Genomic DNA, 22,866 nt, shown 5'->3' with positions numbered 1-22,866 from the left:
GAAAAAAATCATTGTATGATTACACAAGTTAGAGGAAGATTAGTAGAAAAAAATCCAACAGAAGTTGTTGTAGATTGCAATGGTGTTGGGTATTTACTCCATATTTCTTTAAATACATTTTCTAGTTTACCAGATGATGAAGCTGTTGTTTTATACACACATTTATCAATAAGAGAAGACGCTCATACGCTTTTTGGGTTCTTTTCTAAAACTGAAAGAGAAGTTTTTAAACTATTAATTTCAGTTTCTGGTGTTGGGCCAAGTATTGCAAGAACTATGTGTTCTTCTATGACATCAGAAGAGATACAACATGCAATTGCATCAGAAAATGTTGCACTCATACAATCTGTAAAAGGAATTGGAGCAAAAACAGCACAAAGAGTAATCGTAGATTTAAAAGATAAAATTTTAAAAACCTTTAATATTGATGAAGTTTCTACACTTACAAGCAATACCAATAAAGATGAAGCGTTATCTGCTTTAGAAGTTTTAGGTTTTAATAAAAAACAATCTGATAAAATAGTTTCTATGATTTTAAAAGAAAACCCAGATGCTTCTGTAGAAAAATTAATAAAATTATCCTTAAAGAACTTGTAATCAATTGAATAATTTTTTAAAAAACACATTCTCATTTCTTGCCTTTGCTTTCGTAGCAAACATTTCTGTGTATTCACAAACAAATAGTGAAAATGATTCTACATCCGTAAAAAAAGATAGTCTAGAATTAAGATATAACTTTAAAAAAGAGCAAACTGGTGGTTTGTTTTTAAATTATCTCGCAGAAAAAGAAATCATTTTTGATAAAGATTTAAATAGATATGTAATTATAGAAAAAATTGGAGATTACTACACAAAAACTCCAATTTATCTTACACAAAAAGAGTATGCAGATTATCGATTAAAAAGAGATATGAAGAAATACTTTAAAGACAAAGTAAGTGCAACAAACTCTAAGAAAAAAGGATCTAAAGATGCGCAAAAGGATTTACTACCAACTTATTATGTGAATTCAGACTTTTTTGAAACTATTTTTGGAGGAAATACCGTTAAAGTAACACCAACTGGAAGCCTAAATTTAAAATTAGGTTTTATCTATCAAAATACAGAAAACCCACAATTATCAGAAGAAAACAGAAGTAGTTTTACCTTTGATTTTGATCAACAAATTAATGCAAGTATCAAAGCTCAAGTTGGTGAAAGACTAGAATTTACAGCAAATTACGATACACAATCTACTTTTGATTTTCAGAACTTGGTAAAAATTGGTTATGAGCCTACTGAAGATGATATTTTACAAGGCATAGAAGCTGGTAATGTTTCAATGCCAATTAAAAACTCTTTAATTAACGGTGCTCAAAGTTTATTTGGTGTTAAAACACAATTACAGTTTGGTAACACAAGTGTAACTGCTGTTTTTTCTCAACAAAACTCAGAGAGTAAAACCGTTGTTGCAGAAGGTGGAGCATCAATACAAGAATTTGAATTACAGGCTACAGATTATGATAATAATCGTCACTTTTTCTTATCACAATATTTTATTGATAATTACGCAAATTCTCTTAAAAATTACCCATTAATTAATAGTCAAATAAATATTACTAGAGTAGAAGTTTGGATAACCAATAGAAATGCAAGTACAGAAGATTACAGAAGTATTGTTGCTTTAGCAGATCTTGGTGAATCTAACACTGCTGTTTTAGTAAATCAAACTGGAGAAGTACAACCAACAAGTCCACCAACAACAACTGGAGGAAATATACCAACAAACGAATCTAATAACCTATCTACTTTATTAACAACAACTAGTGGTTTACGAAGTATTTCAACAATAAATAGCGCGTTGAGTTCTTTTAGTAATGACAACATGAATGAAGGTACAGACTATTCTGTATTAGAAAATGCAAGAAGATTAGATCCAAATGAATTTACTTTAAACTCACAATTAGGTTTTATTTCTTTAAATAGAAGATTAAATGATGGTGAGGTTTTAGCAGTTGCTTATGAATATACTGTTGCAGGTAGTGTAACAAACAGTGCAAAAAGTTCTTTTAAAGTTGGAGAATTTTCGAATGATGGAATACAAGCTCCACAATCTTTAGCTGTAAAATTGTTACGTAGTGAAATTTTAAAAACCAAAAGAGATCGAGTTGTAAATGGTGTAACTATTGAAGAATCTTTTCCTACATGGCGTTTAATGATGAAAAACGTTTATGCTTTAGGTGCTTATCCATTATCACAAGATGGTTTTCGTTTCGAAATTCAATATAGAGATGACCAAACTGGTATTCCTTCTAACGTTTTACAAAATGCTAAAACGGGTACAGATACTCCAAACAATCCTGATGATGATATTAATGTAATACCATTAATTCAAGTATTAAAATTAGACCAATTAGATCAAAGTCAGTTTAGATCTCCAGATGGATTTTTCGATTATGTAGAAGGTATAACAGTAAACTCTCAAAATGGTTATATCTTTTTTCCAGAACCAGAACCTTTTGGTAATGATTTAGTACAACAAAACACTACTGATGTTGGTTTAGATGAAACTGTAGATGAAAGCTATTTATTTAAAGAATTATACTTAAATACTAAGATTAATATTAAAAATAACTTTCAGAACAAAGACAAATACTATTTAAAAGGATATTTTAAATCAGAAAACTCTGGAGGAATTCCTATTGGCGCATTTAATGTACCAAGAGGTTCTGTAAAAGTAACTGCTGGAGGAAGACAATTGGTAGAAGGTGTAGATTATGTGGTAGATTATCAATTAGGTCGTGTACAAATTATAGATCCGGGTTTACAAGCTTCTGGAACACCAATTAGTGTTTCTACAGAAAACAATGCAGTATTTAATCAACAACGTAAAACCTTTATGGGAATAGATGTTGAACATAAATTCTCAGAAAAATTTATTGTTGGAGGAACAATTTTAAATGTAAATGAAAGACCAATAACACCGAAAGTTAATTTTGGTTCAGACCCCATAAATAACACCATGTTTGGTGCCAACATAGATTATGCTACAGAAGTACCTTACTTTACAAAATTGGCAAATAAATTACCATTTGTAGATACAGATGTACCTTCTAATTTATCTGTTAGAGCAGATATGGCATATTTATTACCTGGAACACCAAGTGGAATAGATGTTACTGGAGCTGCAACTTCTTATATAGATGATTTTGAAGCTTCCCAAATCCCTATTAGTATTTTATCTCCTCTAGATTGGTATGAAGCAAGTACACCAAATACACCAACTTTTCCGGAATTTAAAGGAGCTTCTAATAATGAATTAGAATACAATTACAAGAGAGCCAAATTAGCTTGGTATAGTGTAGATCAAATTTTTTATGGAGCAGGAGATACACCTACCAATATTAATGCTGATGAACTTTCTAGAGCAGAAACAAGACAAATAAATTATAGCGAATTATTCCCTAATGTACAATTAGACATCACTCAAAATTCTTTAATTAGAACTTTAGATTTAGCTTATTTTCCTGCAGAAAGAGGTTCTTATAATTTTGATACTGGTGATGAAGTTGAAAACGACGGAACTTTCTCTGACCCACAAAATAGATGGGGAGGAATTATGAGACCTTTAACTACTAACAATTTTGATCAAGCAAATGTTGAGTATATTCAGTTTTGGATAATGGATCCTTATGAAAACTATTCTATTACCAATAAAGAAGGTTTGCCTGTAGGAATGGAACCTTCTGATGTTAGAAATGATATTTCAAATCAAGTAGGAGATTTATACATTAATTTAGGTAATGTTTCTGAAGATATCTTAAAAGATAGTCGTAAAATGTATGAAAATGGTTTGCCAGAAACTGGTGGCGATTTAAACACAGACCCAACAACTTGGGGGAAAGTACCTACAAACCCTTCAATTATTTATGCTTTTAACGAAGAAGATGACGCAAGATCTAACCAAGATGTTGGTTTTGATGGTTTAACAGATGCTGAAGAATTTACTAAATACAGTGCTAGTATTACAGAATTTGGTAAATTAAACTCTAATGACCCAGCTTCAGATAATTTTCAATTTTTTAGAGGTAGTGAATTAGATGCAAGTGATGCATCCATAATTACGAGATATAAAAATTATAATAATACAGAAGGGAACTCACCAACATTAAATCAATCTACAGAATCTTACCCAACATCTTCATCAGCATATCCAGATGTAGAAGACATCAACAAAGATCAAACTATGAATACCGTAGAAAGTTTCTACGAGTATAAAATTTCTATGAATAGAAATGATTTGGTTGTAGGAAATAACTTTATTGTTGATGAAAAAATAACGAATGTTACTTTAGAAAACGGAACAACACAAGCAACAACCTGGTATCAGTTTAGAGTTCCTGTTAGAAGTGGAACACCAATAAATGATATTTCTGACTTTAACAGTATTCGTTTTGTTAGAATGTTTTTAACGAACTTTAAAATGCCAGTAGTTATTCGTTTTGGTGAAATTGATTTGGTTAGAGGAGATTGGAGACGCTACACAAAAACATTAGACGAAGCCATTACAACTCCTATAAATTTAGAGGAAGATGAATTAAAAGATTTTGAGGTTGGTGTAGTAAGTATAGAGCAAAATGAAGGAAGTTACATTCAACCTCCAGGAATTGAAAGAGAGCGTTTACAAGGAAGTACAACTGTACAATTACAAAACGAACAATCTGTTACCTTAAAAGTAAACAATTTAGAAGCTAATAAAACAAGAGCAATTTATAAAAACATTAGCATCGATTTAAGACGTTTTAAAAACTTAAAAATGTTTATGCATCTTCAACCAAATGAAGGAGCACTTACAATAAATGATAATGATTTTTCTGCAGTTATAAGACTAGGTACAGATTTAGATGATAATTATTATCAAATAGAATTACCTTTAAAAGTATCCAAAAATGGTACTTCTGCCTTAGATCTTTGGCCAGAAGCAAATAATTTAGATGCTTTTTTAGAAACCTTTGGCCAAGTAAAATTAGACAGAGATAAAGCTGAGTTTTCAATAACAGATTTATTTACACCAGAAGGTCAAGAAACTCCTTACACAATTTCTGTAAAAGGAAACCCTACTTTAGCAAAGTTAAAAACAATAATGCTAGGGTTAAAAAACAAGACAACTTCGCCAATTAGTGGAGAAGTTTGGTTTAATGAATTACGTTCTGCTGGTTTTGATAATAAAGGTGGTTGGGCCGCAGTTGTAAATGCTGATGCAAATTTTGCAGATGTTGCAAATTTATCATTATCAGGAAGTATGTCTACCATAGGTTTTGGTAATGTAGAAGATCGAGTAGGTCAACGTAGTTTAGATGAAACAAAACAATATGATGTTGCCACTACTATAAATTTAGGTAAAGTATTAACTCCTAAAAAATGGGGAATTCAATTACCAATGAGTTATAGTGTTGGTGAAAAATATATTGATCCAAAATACGATCCTCAATATCAAGATGTAGAATTAGCAGATGCCTTGGGTGAAAATGATAATAGCGAATTCTCTAGAGATTACACAAAAAGAACAAGTATTAGTTTTACCAATGTAAAAAAGAATAGAAACCCAAATTCTACAAAAAAACCTAAGTTTTATGATGTAGAAAATTTAGCGGTTTCTTATGCTCATAATAAAGAATTTCAAAGAAATTATAACATACAAAAACGTATTAACGAAAGTGTTAGAGCTTCTGCTTCTTATAATTTTACTTTCAATTCTAAACCTATAGAACCTTTTAAAGATTCGAAAGCTTTTGAAAGTAAATATTTAAAACTAATTAAAGACATTAACTTTAATCCTATTCCTAAAACATTTGCAGTTAACTCTAGCATCAATAGAAATTATAACGAACAACAATCTAGAAATTTAGTTGAAGGATTATCTGATCAACCAGAATTAAAACAACGTAGATTTTTGTTTGATTGGGATTATACTATTGGTTTCGACTTAACAAAATCATTACAATTAAACTTTAATGCAACAAATAGTTACATATACGATACGTTTAATAATTCTGATGATATTCAAGTTTTTGATGATTTCTTTAATACTGGAAGAGCCAATCATTATCATCAAAAATTAAACGGAACCTATAATTTACCAATTGATAAAATTCCATTTTTAAAGTTTATAAAAGCAGATTATGGTTATACAGCAGATTTCGATTGGCAAGCTGCTCCACAAAATACCATTAATGTTAACGGAGTTGATGTTGCTTCTGTAGATTTGATAGGAAATGTTATTCAGAATGCAAATACACATAATTTAAATACCACTATAAATTTTGATCGTTTTTACAAAGGTTTAGGTTTCGAAAAATTATTATTAACTAAAAGTCAGCGTAAAAAATCTAAAGGATTAAAAGGTTCTGGTTTACCTAGAACTCCAGGAAGAGTTAATCAAAAGAAAAAACTATCTATAGGTAAAAAGATTTTAAAAGGAACTTATGATCTTTTAACTTCTGTAAAACAAGGAAAAATTAGTTACTCAGAAAACAACGGACAATTACTACCAGGTTATACAGAAGATATAGGGTTTTTAGGTGGTGCACCAACTTCTTTCGCTTTTGGAAGTCAAGTAGATATTAGAAATAAAGCTTTAGAAAATGGTTGGTTTGTAACAAGAAATGATGGTGATGAATATTATAGTAAAACGTATAGTAAAACACATTACAATAAATTAGATTATACATTTACGTTAAAACCGATTAAGGATTTAAATATAGATGTAAGAGGAAATAAAATTCAAACAAGAGATTTATCACAACAACTAGATCTTCTTAATGGGAATAATCAATTTGAGGATACACCTTTCTTTGAAACAGGAAACTTTAGTACAAGTTACTCAATGTTTGCTACCGCTTTTTCAGACAGTGATGCATTATTTCAAAATTTAAGAGATTACAGAAGTGTAATTTCAAATAGGTTAGCAACAGAAAATGGAGTTCCTGCAAGTGGTTTTGGAGAAAATAGTCAGCAAGTTTTATTACCCGCTTTTATGGCGGCTTATTCTGGTAAAAGTCCAGATAAAGTAAACACAGGTTTGTTTAGAAATATTCCAATTCCTAATTGGACATTACGTTACAATGGATTGATGAAATTTAAATTCTTTAAGAAAAACTTCAGCAATTTTGTAGTTTCTCATGGTTATAGATCTTCTTACACAGTATCTAGTTTTACCAATAACTTACAACATGATAGTGCTAATCCTTTTGCTAATATTAATGTTGCAGAAAATTACGAACCAGAATTATTAGTTGCTGCTGTTACTTTGGTTGATGAATTTTCTCCTCTAGTTAAGTTAGATATGAAAATGAGAAACTCATTTTCTTTAAGAGGAGAAGTAAAAAGAGACAGAACACTTACCATGAATTTTAACAACAGTACTTTAACTGATATAAAAGGAACTGAATATATTTTTGGAATGGGTTATATATTTAAAGATGTAAAATTCAATACACGTTTCACCGGAAAAAAACAAACGCTTAAAGGAGACATTAATTTAAGAGCAGATGTATCTTTAAGAGATAATTTAACACAAATTAGATCTGTTGATGAAGATAATAATCAAATTAGTGGTGGTCAAAAACTATTTTCTATTAAATTTACAGCCGATTATAGATTGAGTAATAATTTAACAGCATCGTTTTATTACAACCATCAAACATCTAAATATGCAATTTCTACCACTTTTCCAAGACAAGCGATTAATGGAGGATTTAACATTATTTACAACTTAGGAGGAAATTAAAATAACAACATAAAATTATTAATAGAATGAATTTACCATCAGAATTAAAATACACTAAAGATCATGAGTGGATTAAAATTGAAGGCAACATAGCAACAGTAGGGATTACAGAATTTGCACAAGGAGAATTAGGTGACATCGTTTATGTAGATGTAGATACATTAGATGATACAGTTGAAGAAGGAGAAATCTTTGGTTCTGTTGAAGCTGTTAAAACAGTTTCTGATTTATTTATGCCTTTAACAGGTGAAGTAATAGAATTTAATGAAGAATTAGAAGATGAGCCAGAATTAGTAAATTCAGACCCTTATGGAAAAGGTTGGATGATTAAAATTGAAATGTCAGACAGTTCACAAATAGAAAACTTACTAGATGCAGAAGCTTATAAAAAGCTTATTCAAGGATAATCTTTTTATCATAGCAATATGTATTACAATTAGTATTGCATATTTAAGCTTGATGAAAATGCCTAAAGTTGAAGGGAACTTTAGCAAAATTGATAAAGTTTATCATTTATTTGCATACTTTACATTAACAATTTGTTGGTTATTCTCTTTTTATAAGAAACCAACTCTAAAGTATTTAATAATTATAGGTTGTATCATTTATGGCATAATTATTGAAGTATTACAAGACACATTAACTACGTATAGAACAGGAGATTTTAAAGATATTCTTGCAAATACACTAGGAATTGTGCTAGGATTGATAGTTTTTAATCAAATTTTGAGAAAAATTAACTATAATTCACATTAAGACTTGTATATAAACCAATAATTTAATTAAATTAGCGAACTATTAAAAACTCTTTACAATGGAAATTAAGAAAAACCCGAAGTCAAACTTAGAAAATTATAGCAAAATATTTATGCAAATTGGTTTAGTTTTAGCCCTTTTTGTAACTTATGCTGCTATAGAGAAGAAAACTTACGATAGAAATATTGGAGATTTAGGGTCTGTGACAATGAATGCTGAAATGGAAGAAGAAACTGTAATTACTGAAAGAGTAGAGCCAGTTAAACCAAAAACTCCACCACCACCAGCTCCAGAAAAAATTGAAATTGTAGAAGATGAAAAAGAAGTTGAAGAAACTGTAATTGAATCTACTGAAACAGATGAAACTGAAGCTGTAGAAGTTGAAGAGATTGTAGAAGTTGAAGAAGTTGAAGAAGTTGTTGAGGATGTAAGTTTCATGATTATTGAAGATGTTCCTGTATTTCCTGGATGTAAAGGAACAAAAGCACAATTAAAAGCTTGTTTCAGTAAAAAAGTTCAGAAACACTTTTCAAGAAAATTTGACGCTGATTTACCAAATGAATTAGGTTTGTCTGCAGGTAAGAAAAGAGTATTTATTGGTTTTAAAATTGATAAAAACGGAAACATTGTAAACATTCAAGCTAGAGCTCCACACCCAAAAATTAAAAGTGAAGTTATTAAAGTGATGAAACAATTACCTAAAATGAAACCTGGTAGACAAAGAGGTAAGCCAGTAGGTGTAAAATATAGTATTCCTTTTACTTTACTTGTAGAGTAATAGAAATAAACAAATATAAAAACCGTTTAGAAGTAAAATTCTAAACGGTTTTTTTTGCAATAATTTTCATTGAAAAATGAAAAAAATAGAATCCTTTAACAAACTATTAATTATTACCCTAAGAAGTTTTCAAAAAAAAATCGATATATTTACTATATATAAATCAAAAAAAATAAGATTATGGCAGTAATGAAAGTTATTGAAGTATTAGCAAACTCAGAGAAAAGTTGGGAAGAAGCTACAAGAAAAGCTGTAAAACACGCAGCAAAATCAGTAAAAAACATCAAATCGGTATTTGTACAATCTCAAAGTGCAGTTGTTAATGATAATGATGTTACTGAATTTAGAGTAAACTTAAAAATTACTTTCGAAGTAAATTAAAGATAAAAACTAACTACTTAAAAGCGATTTGATTTTAGCATTAAATCGCTTTTTTTATTTTAAAAATTATTCCATGAAAATTGTTCAAATCATCTTTATTAGTTTCGTTGCATTAATTCATATTTACATCGTATATTTAGAAATGGTTTTATGGACAACAAAAAAAGGGATAAAAACTTTTGGACTAAAGAACAAGGATTTTGCTGAAGAAACTAAAGTAATGGCGGCAAACCAAGGTTTATATAATGGATTTCTTGCTGCTGGTTTAATTTGGTCTATCATTATCAAAAATACAGATTTTGCTATGTTCTTTTTAATTTGTGTATTTATTGCAGGTATATATGGCTCTTATTCTACAAAGAAAAAAAGCATCCTTTATATTCAAACTATTCCAGCATCTTTAGGAATAATTTTAATTTTATTATTCTAACTATTCTTTACAATTTTTAACAAGAAACCTTTATTTTTGCAACTCATTTCTAACAAAAATAAAATGGAAAAATACATTGAAAATTTAAAAGAGTTAATCATTGAATACACACCTAAAATATTAGTAGCATTAGCTATTCTTATTATTGGTTTGTTTGTTATTGGCATCGTTGTAAAAACTTCTAGAAAATTAATGAAGGCTAGAGGAATTGATGAAACCTTACAAAAATTTTTAGGAGACTTAGTTGGCTGGTTACTTAAGATCTTATTATTAATTACTGTAATTTCTAAATTAGGAGTAGAAACAACTTCATTTGCTGCCATTATAGCTGCTGCAGGTTTAGCTGTTGGTTTAGCACTACAGGGTTCTCTTGCAAATTTTGCTGGAGGTGTTTTAATTATGATCTTTAAACCGTTTAAATTGGGTGATTTAGTTGAAGCTCAAGGTGAGATCGGTGTCGTAAAAGAAATTGAAATCTTTACAACAAAACTTACAGGGTTATCTAACAAAGAAATCATTATTCCTAATGGTACTTTGTCTAATGGAAACATTGTTAATTACACAACAGAAGGAACAAGACGTGTAGATTTAACTATTGGTGTTTCTTATGATGCAGATATTAAGCAGACGAAAGAAGTATTGATGAATGTTTTAACTTCACATCCTAAGGTTTTAAAAGATCCTGCTCCAGGAGTAACAGTTGCTGAATTAGCAGATAGTTCTGTAAATTTTGCAGTAAGACCTTGGTGTAAAACAGAACACTATTGGGATGTATATTTTGAAGTTACTGAAAATGTAAAATTAGAGCTCGATAAAGCAGGAATTGAAATTCCTTATCCTCATCAAGTAAATATTAAAAAGTAGGTTTCTTTTTCTTTTCAGGAATAGCAACAAAATCTTTTAAATAAAAAGGTTCAAAATAAGCGACATCTTCGATGTCGTTTTTTTTGTACTTATTAAAGGACAAAACTGCCATTTCTTTAGCAGAAGGAAATTTACCATCAATAAAAATTGCATTTTTATGTGTGATAACTTCTTTACATTTATGAGCCCCATCACCTAAAAAATAAACTTGTCCGTTTTTTAAATATTCAGAAAAAGAATTTTCATCAATTACTTCTGCTTTAATCTCTCTTATTTGCTGATAAGTGTTATCATAAACAGAGGAGTAAACTTCCATTCTTCTTGCATCTATCATAGGAACAATAATTCCATCATCTATAGAAATAGCATTAGCTAAAGCACCTAAAGTTTCAATAGAGATTAATGGTTTATCAAAAGCAAAACAAAGCCCTTTTGCAGCAGAAACTCCAATTCTTAAACCCGTATAAGAACCTGGGCCTTTACTAACAGCTACAGCGTCAATTTCATTAGAACTAATATTTGTTTTTTTTAAAATATCTACAATAAAAGGATGTAAAACCTCTGCATGAGAATAAAACCCATTATTCAATTCTTTTATTGCTAAAACTTCTCCGTTTTTTGCAACGGAAACAGAGCAATTTTTTGTTGCAGTTTCTATGTTAAGGATTATTGCCAAATTCTAAATTTTATGCAAATATAAGTTATAGAAAAAAGAAAACCTCGCAATTTTTCGAGGCTTCATTGTTAATATATTTTTATTTATTCTAAAACTAGTTCTCCAGAATAGAATTGTAATACTTTTGTTTTAAAAACATAATCATATTTAGAACTAATTAGTGAAGCTTCTGCACTAACTAAACGATTTCTTACTTGATCAAAATCGAACAAGGTCATTGCTCCATAATTATATCTTTCTTGTGCATTTTTAAATGCTTCTTTTTGTGCTTCCAAAGAAATCTTAGAAGCTTCATATGTTTTTAAAGCTGATTTTACATCCAAAAAAGCCTGCTCTATTGTTTGCTTTAAATTTAGTTTTTCACTTTCTAATCTAGTTTCAGAAATTTCTCTATTTATAATAGATTTTGCAACATTATTTTTTGTTTGAAACCTGTTAAAAATTGGAATACTTAAAGATAAACCAGCTCCTTTTTGAAGTCTTTCTTCAAATTGAGTAAAAAAAGAGGAATTCACTTGATTAGCTAATAAATTATTAAATTGGTGATAATATGAAGTTCCTATACTTACACTGTAAGATAAAGTAGGTAAAAATGCACCTTTTGCAATTTCTACGTTTAAATCTGCATTTTCAATAGCTAACTTAGCTCTTGCTATTTCTGGCATTTTGGTTAAGGACTTATCATATACAGAACTTGAATTTTTATATAATAAATTAGCTGATGGAGTTCCTACATTTATAGAAGCAACATCAAAACCCTCAACAGGAACTTGTAATAATTGTGCTAAATTTAATAAAGCAATATCTAGAGCATTTTCTCTTGTAATAACGTTTTGCAAGTTAGTTGCTGCTGTAGATTCTGTATTTAATAATTCTCCTTTTGGTATAACTCCTGCATTGAATCTATTCTTTGCAGCTTCAATTTGCTTTTTACTAATTTCATATTGAACATTTGCCACATTTAAATTTTCTTTTGCAAACAAAATATTTAAATATCCATCTACAACAAATAAAGAGATATCGTTTTCAATTTTTTCTAAATCATACAAACTAGATTCTACTCCTAACTGAGCTTGTTTATATGTGTTTGTATTTCTATAGCCATTAAAAATAACGCCACCACCAGATAAACTTAAATTAGAACTAAAATTATTAGTGTTTTTTAATATCCCATTTTCATCAGAAGATAAACCTGAATTAAAACTTCCGCTACTAGATCCATTTAAATTAGGTAAAAAATTTCCTTTGGCAATATCTACATCTTTTTTAGCAAGTTCTAGACTTAATTTATTTTGCTGAATAGAAATGTTTTTTTCTAATGCTTGATCAACACACTCTCTAAGAGTCCATTGTTTTTGAGAAAAAGTTGTTATTGATGTTAATACAACAATTGCTAGTAAAAGTTTAGTTTTCAAAATCTGTAAATTTTATAATTTCAATAATTAGTTTCAATGGTTATGCCAAAAGATAAAATTCACAAAACTAACTAATAATCAAATAGTTACTCTAAATAATTATTGATAATTGTTTTAAAACGAACACTTTCTGCTCAATATTGAACACTTATATCTTTTGATAGTGCTAATAAGACGATTAAAAGTAAAATATGTTACACTATTTTACTCTTATTGAAATGTTAATTTTTAGCTTTCTTTTTGTACCTATAAATTGCATAGAATAAAACACCAATTAAAAGATATGGAAACACCATTAAATATGTGATTCCGTTGTTTACTCCTTCTGCCATAGAAACATCTCCGTTTTCTACTACAGCTTTACACATAGCACATTGTGAGAATGAAACTTTTGATGTTGAGAACATCAATAAAACTATTAATAAAATGTTTTTTTTATACATAATATGGAGATATCATTAAATAGACAACAACACCAGTAATAGCAACATATAACCATAATGGAAATGTAATTTTTGCTATTTTTTTATGCTGAGGAAAGTTTCCCAACTTTGCTCTCATAAATGTTGTTAAAACAAACGGTATTATAACTATTGATAAAACAATGTGAGTTAAAAGAATAAAATAATAAATGTATTTTATTACTCCTTCTCCACCAAATTTAGTTGAATCTGAGGTCATATGATAACCAATATATAAGAGTAAAAAAACTAAAGAACAACCAATAGCAAAAGTAGTAAGTTGTTCATGTAATTTTTTATTTCCTTTTTTTATTGCAATTACAGCTGCAATTAAAATAACGGCTGTTAATCCATTTATAAATGCATAAATTGGTGGTAAAAAAGTTAAAGGCGCTACATTAAAACCTAGTTTTCTTAAATTTACACCAAATAAAGCTGCAACAGCTATAGGAATTATAATTGATAGAGCTGTAATTATTTTCTTGTATCTTTTTTCTTGTGCTAAATTACTCATTCAACAAAATTTTAATATCTTCTTTTAATTCTTTTATTTGATCAGGGAAAGTTTGCTCTTTTAAAGCTCTGTAATACATAATTGGATTTCCAAATTTATCTTTCCTAGATCTAATATTTCCTTCTTTATCTACCAAGGCAAACAAACCAGAATGCTCAAAACCTCCATGATCTTCATCTCCTTTTCCTGCAAATAATTTAAATCCTTTGTTTGATAAAGCATACACTATTTCTTCTGGTTGACCTGTTAATAAATGCCAATTTGGATGCGTTATTTTATGAACCTTAGCATATTCTTTCATCACTTCTGGTGAATCAATTTCTGGAGTAATGGATATAGATGCAATTCCGAAGTTTTGATTTCCTTGAAACTCATCTTGAATCGTTAACATCTTTTGATTCATGATTGGGCAAATTGTTGGACATGTTGTAAAAAAGAATTCAACTACAAATACTTTCCCCTTATAATCGTTATTGGTGATAATTTTACCATTCTGATTTATAAACTCGAAATCTGGCACTTTATTAAAAGTATATAAACTACTAGATTTTTTAGAGTTTTTATCAATTTTATTTAGTCGATTATCTTGAATTAATTCATCCTTATCTACTCTACTATCTATGTTTCTAACAACATAAATACCGAATAACAGAATAATAAATGAAATACCTATGTAAGAATACTTTTTGTTCATAACCCTACTTCTTTTCTATCCGCTTTATTTTTGTTTTTATCTTTAAATGCTGCATAATACTCATAATAAAGTACTAAAACATCATCTTTTAACTTACCATTTAACTCAGAAACAGAGTTCATATTGTATCCAAAGAGTTTTCTTTCTTTATTGTCTTCATCATTATTTCTCCCTCTTAAATCACCTTTCTTATCAATCAAAAAAACTTTAGATGTGTATAAGTTAGAAAGAGAATCGTTAGAATTAAAGCTATTGTGTAGTGCAATTATTTCTTCTTTAGAACCTTCAATGAAGTTCCATTTAAGCATATCTGTAAAAGCGCTAATTTCTTTTTTAATTTTTTTAACTTCTTCCTCTTTACCTTCGGGATAAATAGCCAATATTTGAAAATTATTATACTCTATAAATTTCTTATAGATTTTTTCATTAAGATTGAAAAAACCTCCTTTATGAGCATTAATATCATCCCCTAGAAAACAAACTAACGATATATTGTCTTGGAATGTTTTTGTTGTATCTATTGTAGAAATATCAACAACTTTTTGAGTAACAACAGGTAATTTGGTAAAATTATTTTTTCCTGTTGATAAAATTAAAAAACAGATTAAAGGAAAAATAAATAGTAAAAATAATACAACTCTTTTTTTCGTAAGTTTCATCATTTAATTTTTATAAAGATACTGAATCAAGTTCAGTCCAAAAAAAAAGGTGGTTATAAAACCACCTTATTAATTTTTTAAATTACCATTTTACAAGTGGTGCTAGTGTGCTATGTAAATAACCTCCTTCAATTAACATAAGTGTTATTAGATAACAAATTAAAAAAACTGCAGTCCATACAATTGAACGTCTAAACCATTTTTTCTCACCCTCTAAATGCATAAATGCCCAAGCAATATAATATGCTTTTACCAATGTTAAAATGATAAATATCCAGTTTAAAGGACTAGTACCTAAAATACTAGTAAGATATAATGAAGCTGGTTTTACAATACCTAAAGCAACTTCAACTGTCGTTATTACTGTTAATAGTATTAAAACTATCCAAATTCTTTTTTTACTTGATTCGTGTGCGTGTGCCATCTTAATCTCTTTTATAAATTATACTAAGTAGAAGAATGTGAATACAAATACCCAAACTAAATCTACAAAGTGCCAATATAACCCTACTTTTTCAACCATTTCATAATGTCCTCTACGTTCGTAAGTACCTAAAATAACATTAAAGAAAATAATGATGTTTATAATAATTCCTGAGAATACGTGAAACCCATGAAATCCTGTAATAAAGAAAAAGAAATCGGCAAAAATGGTATTTCCATATTCATTTACTTTCAAGTTTGCTCCTTCAACAACTAATTTTGTTTTTGCTAATTGTGCTAAACCTTCTTCTCTAGAAAGAATTCTTTTTTGTTTAGTTGTTGCATCAATTAATTCTGAACGAATTTGAATGTCTGAATTTGAACTATAAGCTTCTTGAATTTGAGCTATAGAATATGTAGAAACTGCTGCTTCTTTTTCAAACCACAATCCATTTTCTCTTTTATGCTGTACCCTTCCATCTGTTCTTTCTCCAACAACAAAGTCAGATAATGCAATTTGATGACCATCTTTTACAAATTGTAAAATTTTTCCATCAGTTGTTTTTACTGCTCCATAAGAACCATTGATAAAATTTTTCCACTCCCAAGCTTGAGATCCAACAAAAATGATTCCAAAAATAATAGTAGCAAACATATACCAAGCTACCTTTTTTTGTTTCATTTGATGACCTGCATCAACAGCTAATACCATTGTTACAGAAGAAACAATAAGAATAAATGTCATTAAAGCCACATAATACATTGGTGCATGTACACCATGCAAACCAGGAAAGTGAGTAAACACCTCGTCTGCGATTGGCCAAGAATCAATAAATTTAAATCGTGTTAAACCATAGGCTGCTAAAAATCCTGTAAAGGTTAAAGCATCAGAAACGATAAAAAACCACATCATCATTTTACCATAACTTGCTCCAAATGGTTTTACTCCACCACCGCTCCAAGTTTCTTTACCATCTGTTGGTATAGCAATATTTGCTTCCATATAATAATTTCTATTAATTAGTGTTCTTAGTTAGTCCGCCAAAAATAACTATTTTTCATCACCTAATAAAATAGAAAAAGAAAAATAGATAAATCCATAGTATATCTACAAAATGCCAAAAGATTGCACCGAGTTCAAACCCAAGCATATTGTCTGATTTGTATTTGTATTTAAAATGATTATAAATAACAACCAAAAGTACTAAAACTCCTGCTAACAGGTGTAAAACATGCATAAAAGTGATCCCTATTATAAAAGATGTAGACACTGTACTTTCTGGCCCAGTGAAAAATAGACCTACACTTTTTAACTGATTAAATCCTACATATTGCTGCCAAATAAATCCAATTCCTAATAATAAAGTAACAATAATTAAGATTAATGAGAGTTGTCTTTTATCATTTTTTAAGAATTTTTGAGATAAAAAAAGCGTAATACTACTTGCAACAATAAAAAAAGTACTGATATAAAATGCTTGAGGTAAATCAAAAGAAACCCAATCATCTCTTTTCATACTTATAACATATGCACTTGTTAAGCCTGCAAAAAACATCACCATACTAATCATGGATATCCATAACATAGGTTTTGCTGATTTTTTCTTAGCAACCGTTAATTCTTCTTGTAATGTTTGTTCTTGTATCATTATTAATGTAAGAATTTATCTACAACGTATATAATTTGAACTACTGTAATATATAAAACACTTGATAACATTAGTTTTCTTGCATCAATGTTATCTTCACTTTTATGCAACTTAATTGCAAAATACAACATATATACCCCTAATAAAGCAACAATTATTGCTGTTATAGGATGAATGTAAAATGCTCCAGACAATTTTAAAACAGGTGCAATTGATACTAAAATCATAATTACTGTGTAAAACATAATTTGTTTTACTGCTCCTTTATCCTTTTTACCCATTGGAAGCATGTTAAAGCCAGCTTTTTTATATTCTTCATCTTGTAACCAACCAATTGCCCAAAAATGTGGAAATTGCCAAAAAAATTGAATCATAAATAAAAAACCTGCTTCTAAACCAAAATTGTTAGTAGCTGCAACCCAACCTAACATAAAAGGTATTGCTCCAGGAATTGCACCTACAAAAACAGACAAAGGTGTTACTGGTTTTAAAGGTGTATAAACACTAGTGTATAAAAATATAGAAATTGCACCAAATAAAGCTGTTTTAGGGTTTATACTATACAAAATTGTAAGACCAAAAATTGTAAACAGAATTGCTAATGTAAGTGCAAGATTAACAGACATTCTACCTGTTGGTAGCGGTCTATTTTGCGTACGTTTCATTATAGCATCTGTATCTTTTTCTATAATTTGATTAAATGCGTTTGAAGCACCAACCATAAAAAAGCCACCAATAGCTAAAAGAAAAAGTGTAAAATAGTTAATAACATCAATTGCTAGTAAATATCCTGCAATAGAAGAAAACACAACACTTAAAGACAATCCAACTTTTGTTAATTGTTTAAAGTCTGATATAATAGCCTGCATAGATGTTTTATTATCTGTAATTATTGTTGTATCCAAATTATTATTTTTCTCATTTTACAAAAAATAGTTTGCAAAGGTATTTGATAATTATGACTTTACCATATTTTTAACCGCTTTTAACTTGAACAAAAAAAACCCACTCAATAAATTGAGTGGGAAAATTGCTATGAAAAAGAAAAAGTGTGATTTATAAATAAATCACACTGCAAATATATATATAATATTTATTGATTTTACCAATAAATAATAAAAATTTAAAAATCGAAGTACCAATTAAACAAGTCTGCTCTAACACCTACTGATAACCAAACATTTGTACCCGAAGAAATACTTGTTAAAGTTGTGTTTGGTGAAAAATTTCTAAAAGATAAACTTGCAAATAAATTTGTATTATTAGAAGGGTTAATTAAATAATTGGCCTGTAGATCTCCTATAAAAATGTTTGCCGTATTTCCTTGTGCTAGTTCAATACCAGTATCAGAAAGTCTATCTTCATAAGATTGATAAATATCACCTCCATAACTTACAATTTGGTCTTCTAAATCAAATCCTTTTTTACCCAAAATAATTTTTGCACTTCCACTCCATCTATCTTTTTTATATCTAGCAATTGCAACTGCTTCCCAAAAATTAGCTCCCCATAAATGTGCAAGTGGCTGACTGTAATTTCCATAATTTAAGATAGGCGATTTATGAGCAAAAGTATAAGGACGAGCACGATTGTACTCTAACTGTAAGAATAAATTTTCAACTTTAAAAGCATCAAAATATTTTACTCCTAATTGATAAGCATATTTATGTCTCCAATCGCTTAAATCTCCAATATTTCCAACAGAGAACTCATCAATTACTAACTGAGAATACAAGGAAATATTATCATTAAATTTATACTTACCTGTTACACCAATAATTGCGTTACCAGCATCTTCTCCTCTATTAAATTCTAAAGATCTATAAAATATTATAGGATTTAAAAAACCTGCATCTATACCGTTTTCTCCTGCAGAAATTGCTGTTTCGAAAAAACCTAGGTTTAATTTATCTGTAATATTTACACTTAAGTAATGAGCTGCTACATACTTTCTTGCGTGTTCATTTGGATCTGAAACTGAACTTATTGATGGTTCTGTATTCCACATCCATACATTCGTATATTGAAACCTCCATAAATCTATCTTCATTTTTAAATAAGTAGTTGGTGAAGAAACATCTGATAAAATAAAAGATCTGTATCCATCTCCAATAAAATTTTTACCATTTCCAAATTGAAATTGCATGTGTTTATTTGGCGTATAAGCTAAATAAGCTTCTGCTACTGGGTAATCATGAGAATCTGTTTTAAAACCTTTCGTTTTTCCTCTCCCAGGAACTAAACCTTCTGAATTTTTAGGTTTAAAATTTAAAGCAGGATTTGTAATATATGTATTTATATACTCTGCAAACCTGCCTTGACTTTCATAATAGCTGGTAGAAAATGAAAAGTTTCCACCAATTTCACCATTTACATTTACTATTCTAGAATTATTATATGTGTAGGCTAAATCAGAATTATCTTTACCTAACTGAACATCCATTAAAAAATCTACAGTAAGCCAATAATCTTTCTTTTTTATTTGTAATAAATGCTCGTTCCAAACTTTATTACCTAACCAAGTTCTTTTATTTGGTTTTAAAAATTTCTTTTTTTCTTCAGTAAGATTATAATGCTTGCTTATCTCTTTGTAGGTATATGGCTTGGAAGCTGTATGAGTTCCTTTTGCTTTATGTAAAGCATACTCATAATCTACATAATTTTTGTGCGTAAACGGAATGTTTAATTTACTATTATGCTCTAAAAAGGTAGAATCTGCAATTCTATTTTTTTCTACAACATCGAATAAACTTTCTTTTTTTACTTCTATAGATGTATTTTCATCAACAATATTAGTATTTGAATCTTCTATTATAGGAAATTTTATAGGAAGCTCAAATTTCATTTCTATTGCATGATTATTATACCACCCAGGAGTAATTTTTGGAAAAACTTTAAAAGCTCGTTTTACCTCTTTTCTAATTTCTTCGTAAGGTGTATTTACGTAAATCAATTTAAAATCACCTTCTGCTGTAACAGCAAAAATAGTATTTGCTGTTCCATTAAAACCTTCATTTTCTACAACTGGAGGTGTTTTAAATTCTGCAAAAAAATGTTTTTTAGTTGTAGCATAAAAACAATCTTTTAAAGACTGTATCTCTTCACCTTTACAAACATCGAAAGTTGGATATCTTTCTTCTTGAGCAAAAAATATTGAGGGAAATAATAAAACTAAAAATATGTATTTTTTTATCATCCTATAATTTTATAACAGTGTTGTTTTTTAATTGATATTTTTGATTGCTTTCTTTACAGGTTGCAATTCCATTTACGTTAAATTCTAAAGTATGCCCATACTCACTTACCCAACCCATTTGTTTAGACGGATTTCCTACAACAAGTGCATAAGGTAAAACTTCTTTTGTTACTACAGCTCCTGCACCAATTAAAGCAAATTTACCTATATTATTTCCACAAATAATAGTTGCATTTGCACCTATACTTGCGCCTTTTTTAACAATAGTTTTTTGATAATCTGTATTTCTTTTAATGGCACTTCTTGGGTTAATTACATTTGTAAAAACCATTGATGGACCTAAAAAAACATCATCTTCACAAATAACGCCTGTATAAATAGAAACATTATTTTGCACTTTAACATTTTTACCTAAAACAACTTCTGGAGATACTACAACATTCTGACCAATATTACATTGTTCACCAATTACACAATTAGACATTATATGGCTAAAATGCCAAATTTTGGTATCTTTCCCAATGCTGCAATTTTGATCAATTATTGCTGTTTCATGTGCAAAATATTCTGCCATAAATTAGTATCCTGAATTTGAGTTTTTCTCTTTAGTAACAATTTCTTTAGAAGAAGAAGTACCAATTCTATCTACTCCTAGTTCAATCATTTTTACAGCTGTTTTATAATCTCTTACACCACCTGCTGCTTTTATTTTTAATGGTTTAGAGTTTTCTGCAATTAACTTCATTGTTTCAAACGTAGCTCCATTTGGTAAATTGTTTTCTGTTTTAAAAAAACCTGTAGATGATTTTACAAAAACTTTACTCGCATTTTCTTCTCCAAAAACAGTAAAAACAATGTCTTTAATTAATTGTGAAATTACAATTATTTCTTTATTTGATAATGCAGCAACTTCAATTATCCATTTTACAACCTTATTGTTATCTAATGATAATTCAATTCCTTTTGTAATTTCATTTTTTACTATATCTATTTCACCTTTTTTAAAAGCTTCATAATTAACAACAAAATCTAATTCATCTGCTCCTAAATCTATTGCTTTCTGAGCTTCTTCTAGTTTTTCTTTTGTAGTGTAAGTTCCTTCATGAAAACCAATTACTGTACCAATAAGAATATCTTTACCTGCTTCTTGAAGCATTTTTTTTGCTAATGAAATATAGTTAGCACGAATCATTATTAACTTATAATCATACAAAATAGCTTCTTTGATTAATTCGATAACTTTTTGTTGATTTGCTTCTTCTGAAAGATTTGCTTGACTTGCTGTTTTTAAGTAAGTAGCATCTAAATATTGATTGATTTCCATATTACAAAAGTATGAAATTATAAAAAATTAAAGATAAAAAAACCCAACCTTTTGGTTGGGTGATTTTTTATTCTATTCTAAAAGAGATAGGTAAATTATACCTCACTTTTACAGTTTTACTATTTTGTTTTCCTGGTTTAAACTTTGGCAACTTTTTTATAATTCTATTTGCTTCTTTTTCTAAAGCTTTGTAGGCAGTTCTTATTTTTACATCAACAATTTCACCTTTATCATCTATAACAAATTGCGTCTGAATTTTATGTTTACCAGCGTGTAAACCCAATTCATTTGCCAAACCAATATCGAAATTACGTGTTACAAACTGTTTCATTTTTTTATCAAAACAACGTTTGTTTTTTTCTTTTGATAGATTTTCACAACCTTTAAAAACAGGTGCATTTTGAATATTTATAAAGTCTACTTCATCTTCTGGATTAAAATTTTCAGGTTCTATAATTTCTTCAAAATTATCCAAATCAATTAATTCTGGTGTTTCATCTGTTGTATCAATAGATATTTCTATGATATTGTCATCACCTTTTTTAATAGGTTCATCAAAAATAAATACAGTGTTCGGTTTTTTTACTTTTGGAACAGCTTTAGGTTCTTTTGTAAAAAGAACTTCTGTAGCAGGATCAAAATTAACGACATCGTTTTTCTCTGGTTCTAAAACAGCAACTGTTTTCTGTACGGTTTGGTGTTCTAATGTTACGTAAACAATAAAGAGCACTAAGACTAACCCTAACTGGGTAAAAATGTTAGAGAATTTTTCTAATTGTTTGGTTGGTAGTTTTTTTGTGTTTTTCATAATTAGAAAGTTTTAAATGTTAAAGACTTGTTAAAAACAAAGAACGTGCCAAAAAAAAGCAGCATCAAAT

Annotated in this window: 22 protein-coding genes; 8 read left to right on the top strand and 14 right to left on the bottom strand. The window is 28.8% G+C overall.

Annotation, left to right across the window (positions count from 1 at the left end):
• Positions 1 to 15 precede the first annotated feature (15 nt).
• The 8 genes from ruvA to PHEL85_RS12050 all read left to right on the top strand — a co-directional run bounded on the left by ruvA (position 16) and on the right by PHEL85_RS12050 (position 10,977).
• A complete protein-coding gene (ruvA, locus tag PHEL85_RS12085; protein ID WP_036825319.1) occupies positions 16 to 597 on the top strand; it encodes a Holliday junction branch migration protein RuvA in 582 nt (193 codons plus the stop codon).
• Between the two features lie 4 nt (positions 598 to 601).
• Positions 602 to 7,768, top strand: a complete 7,167-nt coding sequence (gene sprA / locus PHEL85_RS12080) for a cell surface protein SprA (protein ID WP_036825316.1) — start codon at positions 602 to 604, stop codon at positions 7,766 to 7,768.
• 26 nt (positions 7,769 to 7,794) lie between these two features.
• Positions 7,795 to 8,175: a glycine cleavage system protein GcvH gene (gene gcvH, locus PHEL85_RS12075; protein ID WP_036825315.1), complete on the top strand. Its 381-nt coding sequence runs from the start codon at positions 7,795 to 7,797 to the stop codon at positions 8,173 to 8,175.
• The gene (locus PHEL85_RS12070; RefSeq protein ID WP_156109199.1) at positions 8,141 to 8,524 is read left to right on the top strand and encodes a VanZ family protein; all 384 of its coding nucleotides are present in this window, start codon (positions 8,141 to 8,143) and stop codon (positions 8,522 to 8,524) included. Before gcvH ends, PHEL85_RS12070 begins: the two co-directional genes overlap by 35 nt.
• A gap of 58 nt (positions 8,525 to 8,582) precedes the next feature.
• Complete coding sequence (locus PHEL85_RS12065; protein WP_036825314.1) at positions 8,583 to 9,302, top strand: energy transducer TonB; 720 nt, start codon at positions 8,583 to 8,585, stop codon at positions 9,300 to 9,302.
• A 180-nt stretch (positions 9,303 to 9,482) separates the two neighbouring features.
• A complete protein-coding gene (locus PHEL85_RS12060; RefSeq protein ID WP_036825312.1) occupies positions 9,483 to 9,683 on the top strand; it encodes a dodecin family protein in 201 nt (66 codons plus the stop codon).
• A gap of 73 nt (positions 9,684 to 9,756) precedes the next feature.
• Positions 9,757 to 10,113 carry a DUF1304 domain-containing protein gene (locus tag PHEL85_RS12055; RefSeq protein ID WP_036825311.1) on the top strand — a complete coding sequence of 119 codons (357 nt, stop codon included), beginning with the start codon at positions 9,757 to 9,759 and terminating at the stop codon, positions 10,111 to 10,113.
• A 63-nt stretch (positions 10,114 to 10,176) separates the two neighbouring features.
• Positions 10,177 to 10,977 (top strand): mechanosensitive ion channel family protein, encoded by an 801-nt coding sequence (locus PHEL85_RS12050; protein WP_036825310.1) that lies wholly within the window; start codon positions 10,177 to 10,179, stop codon positions 10,975 to 10,977.
• Here PHEL85_RS12050 and tsaB read toward each other — a convergent pair.
• The 14 genes from tsaB to PHEL85_RS11980 all read right to left on the bottom strand — a co-directional run bounded on the left by tsaB (position 10,967) and on the right by PHEL85_RS11980 (position 22,796).
• Entirely contained in the window at positions 10,967 to 11,653 is a 687-nt protein-coding gene (gene tsaB, locus PHEL85_RS12045) for a tRNA (adenosine(37)-N6)-threonylcarbamoyltransferase complex dimerization subunit type 1 TsaB (protein ID WP_036825308.1), read from the bottom strand. The two genes, PHEL85_RS12050 and tsaB, sit on opposite strands and share 11 nt — an antisense overlap.
• Before the next feature lie 83 nt (positions 11,654 to 11,736).
• Positions 11,737 to 13,068, bottom strand: coding sequence for a TolC family protein (locus PHEL85_RS12040; RefSeq protein WP_036825307.1), 1,332 nt, complete (start codon positions 13,066 to 13,068; stop codon positions 11,737 to 11,739).
• A 221-nt stretch (positions 13,069 to 13,289) separates the two neighbouring features.
• A complete protein-coding gene (locus PHEL85_RS12035; RefSeq protein ID WP_036825306.1) occupies positions 13,290 to 13,511 on the bottom strand; it encodes a hypothetical protein in 222 nt (73 codons plus the stop codon).
• Positions 13,504 to 14,043: a DUF420 domain-containing protein gene (locus PHEL85_RS12030; protein WP_036825304.1), complete on the bottom strand. Its 540-nt coding sequence runs from the start codon at positions 14,041 to 14,043 to the stop codon at positions 13,504 to 13,506. Before PHEL85_RS12030 ends, PHEL85_RS12035 begins: the two co-directional genes overlap by 8 nt.
• A complete protein-coding gene (locus PHEL85_RS12025; RefSeq protein WP_036825302.1) occupies positions 14,036 to 14,737 on the bottom strand; it encodes an SCO family protein in 702 nt (233 codons plus the stop codon). The genes PHEL85_RS12030 and PHEL85_RS12025 overlap by 8 nt, the downstream gene beginning before the upstream one ends.
• Positions 14,734 to 15,396, bottom strand: coding sequence for a hypothetical protein (locus tag PHEL85_RS12020; RefSeq protein WP_235318273.1), 663 nt, complete (start codon positions 15,394 to 15,396; stop codon positions 14,734 to 14,736). The genes PHEL85_RS12025 and PHEL85_RS12020 overlap by 4 nt, the downstream gene beginning before the upstream one ends.
• A gap of 82 nt (positions 15,397 to 15,478) precedes the next feature.
• Positions 15,479 to 15,820 (bottom strand): cytochrome C oxidase subunit IV family protein, encoded by a 342-nt coding sequence (locus PHEL85_RS12015; protein ID WP_036825300.1) that lies wholly within the window; start codon positions 15,818 to 15,820, stop codon positions 15,479 to 15,481.
• 18 nt (positions 15,821 to 15,838) lie between these two features.
• Entirely contained in the window at positions 15,839 to 16,822 is a 984-nt protein-coding gene (locus PHEL85_RS12010) for a cytochrome c oxidase subunit 3 (RefSeq protein WP_036825298.1), read from the bottom strand.
• A gap of 58 nt (positions 16,823 to 16,880) precedes the next feature.
• Positions 16,881 to 17,468 carry a heme-copper oxidase subunit III gene (locus PHEL85_RS12005; protein ID WP_200882353.1) on the bottom strand — a complete coding sequence of 196 codons (588 nt, stop codon included), beginning with the start codon at positions 17,466 to 17,468 and terminating at the stop codon, positions 16,881 to 16,883.
• A 2-nt stretch (positions 17,469 to 17,470) separates the two neighbouring features.
• A complete protein-coding gene (gene cyoE, locus PHEL85_RS12000; RefSeq protein WP_410477252.1) occupies positions 17,471 to 18,337 on the bottom strand; it encodes a heme o synthase in 867 nt (288 codons plus the stop codon).
• A gap of 254 nt (positions 18,338 to 18,591) precedes the next feature.
• A complete protein-coding gene (locus tag PHEL85_RS11995) occupies positions 18,592 to 20,664 on the bottom strand; it encodes a hypothetical protein (RefSeq protein ID WP_036825296.1) in 2,073 nt (690 codons plus the stop codon).
• Position 20,665: 1 nt separating this feature from the next.
• On the bottom strand, positions 20,666 to 21,238 hold the full coding sequence (locus PHEL85_RS11990; RefSeq protein WP_036825294.1) for an acyltransferase: 573 nt from the start codon (positions 21,236 to 21,238) through the stop codon (positions 20,666 to 20,668).
• A 3-nt stretch (positions 21,239 to 21,241) separates the two neighbouring features.
• A complete protein-coding gene (deoC, locus tag PHEL85_RS11985; protein WP_036825291.1) occupies positions 21,242 to 21,988 on the bottom strand; it encodes a deoxyribose-phosphate aldolase in 747 nt (248 codons plus the stop codon).
• 67 nt (positions 21,989 to 22,055) lie between these two features.
• Positions 22,056 to 22,796, bottom strand: coding sequence for an energy transducer TonB (locus PHEL85_RS11980; RefSeq protein WP_036825289.1), 741 nt, complete (start codon positions 22,794 to 22,796; stop codon positions 22,056 to 22,058).
• Positions 22,797 to 22,866: the final 70 nt, after the last annotated feature.

The sequence above is a fragment of the Polaribacter sp. Hel1_85 genome, from assembly GCF_000766795.1.
In the GTDB taxonomy this organism is placed as follows: Bacteria; Bacteroidota; Bacteroidia; order Flavobacteriales; family Flavobacteriaceae; genus Polaribacter.
Note: the sequence above shows the minus strand (reverse complement) of the source record. Positions and strands in the feature narration are given on the sequence as shown.

What these genes read in the sequence shown, in the direction of transcription:
- PHEL85_RS12015 (WP_036825300.1), bottom strand. Translation starts at nt 15,820, where the DNA reads ATGGCACACGCACACGAATCAAGTAAAAAAAGAATTTGGATAGTTTTA.
- PHEL85_RS12050 (WP_036825310.1), top strand. Translation starts at nt 10,177, where the DNA reads ATGGAAAAATACATTGAAAATTTAAAAGAGTTAATCATTGAATACACA.
- PHEL85_RS12035 (WP_036825306.1), bottom strand. Translation starts at nt 13,511, where the DNA reads ATGTATAAAAAAAACATTTTATTAATAGTTTTATTGATGTTCTCAACA.
- PHEL85_RS11995 (WP_036825296.1), bottom strand. Translation starts at nt 20,664, where the DNA reads ATGATAAAAAAATACATATTTTTAGTTTTATTATTTCCCTCAATATTT.
- PHEL85_RS12020 (WP_235318273.1), bottom strand. Translation starts at nt 15,396, where the DNA reads ATGAAACTTACGAAAAAAAGAGTTGTATTATTTTTACTATTTATTTTT.
- deoC (WP_036825291.1), bottom strand. Translation starts at nt 21,988, where the DNA reads ATGGAAATCAATCAATATTTAGATGCTACTTACTTAAAAACAGCAAGT.
- cyoE (WP_410477252.1), bottom strand. Translation starts at nt 18,337, where the DNA reads ATGCAGGCTATTATATCAGACTTTAAACAATTAACAAAAGTTGGATTG.
- PHEL85_RS12030 (WP_036825304.1), bottom strand. Translation starts at nt 14,043, where the DNA reads ATGAGTAATTTAGCACAAGAAAAAAGATACAAGAAAATAATTACAGCT.
- PHEL85_RS12055 (WP_036825311.1), top strand. Translation starts at nt 9,757, where the DNA reads ATGAAAATTGTTCAAATCATCTTTATTAGTTTCGTTGCATTAATTCAT.
- PHEL85_RS12005 (WP_200882353.1), bottom strand. Translation starts at nt 17,468, where the DNA reads ATGATACAAGAACAAACATTACAAGAAGAATTAACGGTTGCTAAGAAA.
- PHEL85_RS12065 (WP_036825314.1), top strand. Translation starts at nt 8,583, where the DNA reads ATGGAAATTAAGAAAAACCCGAAGTCAAACTTAGAAAATTATAGCAAA.
- PHEL85_RS12010 (WP_036825298.1), bottom strand. Translation starts at nt 16,822, where the DNA reads ATGGAAGCAAATATTGCTATACCAACAGATGGTAAAGAAACTTGGAGC.
- PHEL85_RS12070 (WP_156109199.1), top strand. Translation starts at nt 8,141, where the DNA reads ATGCAGAAGCTTATAAAAAGCTTATTCAAGGATAATCTTTTTATCATA.
- ruvA (WP_036825319.1), top strand. Translation starts at nt 16, where the DNA reads ATGATTACACAAGTTAGAGGAAGATTAGTAGAAAAAAATCCAACAGAA.
- gcvH (WP_036825315.1), top strand. Translation starts at nt 7,795, where the DNA reads ATGAATTTACCATCAGAATTAAAATACACTAAAGATCATGAGTGGATT.
- PHEL85_RS12060 (WP_036825312.1), top strand. Translation starts at nt 9,483, where the DNA reads ATGGCAGTAATGAAAGTTATTGAAGTATTAGCAAACTCAGAGAAAAGT.
- PHEL85_RS11980 (WP_036825289.1), bottom strand. Translation starts at nt 22,796, where the DNA reads ATGAAAAACACAAAAAAACTACCAACCAAACAATTAGAAAAATTCTCT.
- PHEL85_RS12025 (WP_036825302.1), bottom strand. Translation starts at nt 14,737, where the DNA reads ATGAACAAAAAGTATTCTTACATAGGTATTTCATTTATTATTCTGTTA.
- PHEL85_RS11990 (WP_036825294.1), bottom strand. Translation starts at nt 21,238, where the DNA reads ATGGCAGAATATTTTGCACATGAAACAGCAATAATTGATCAAAATTGC.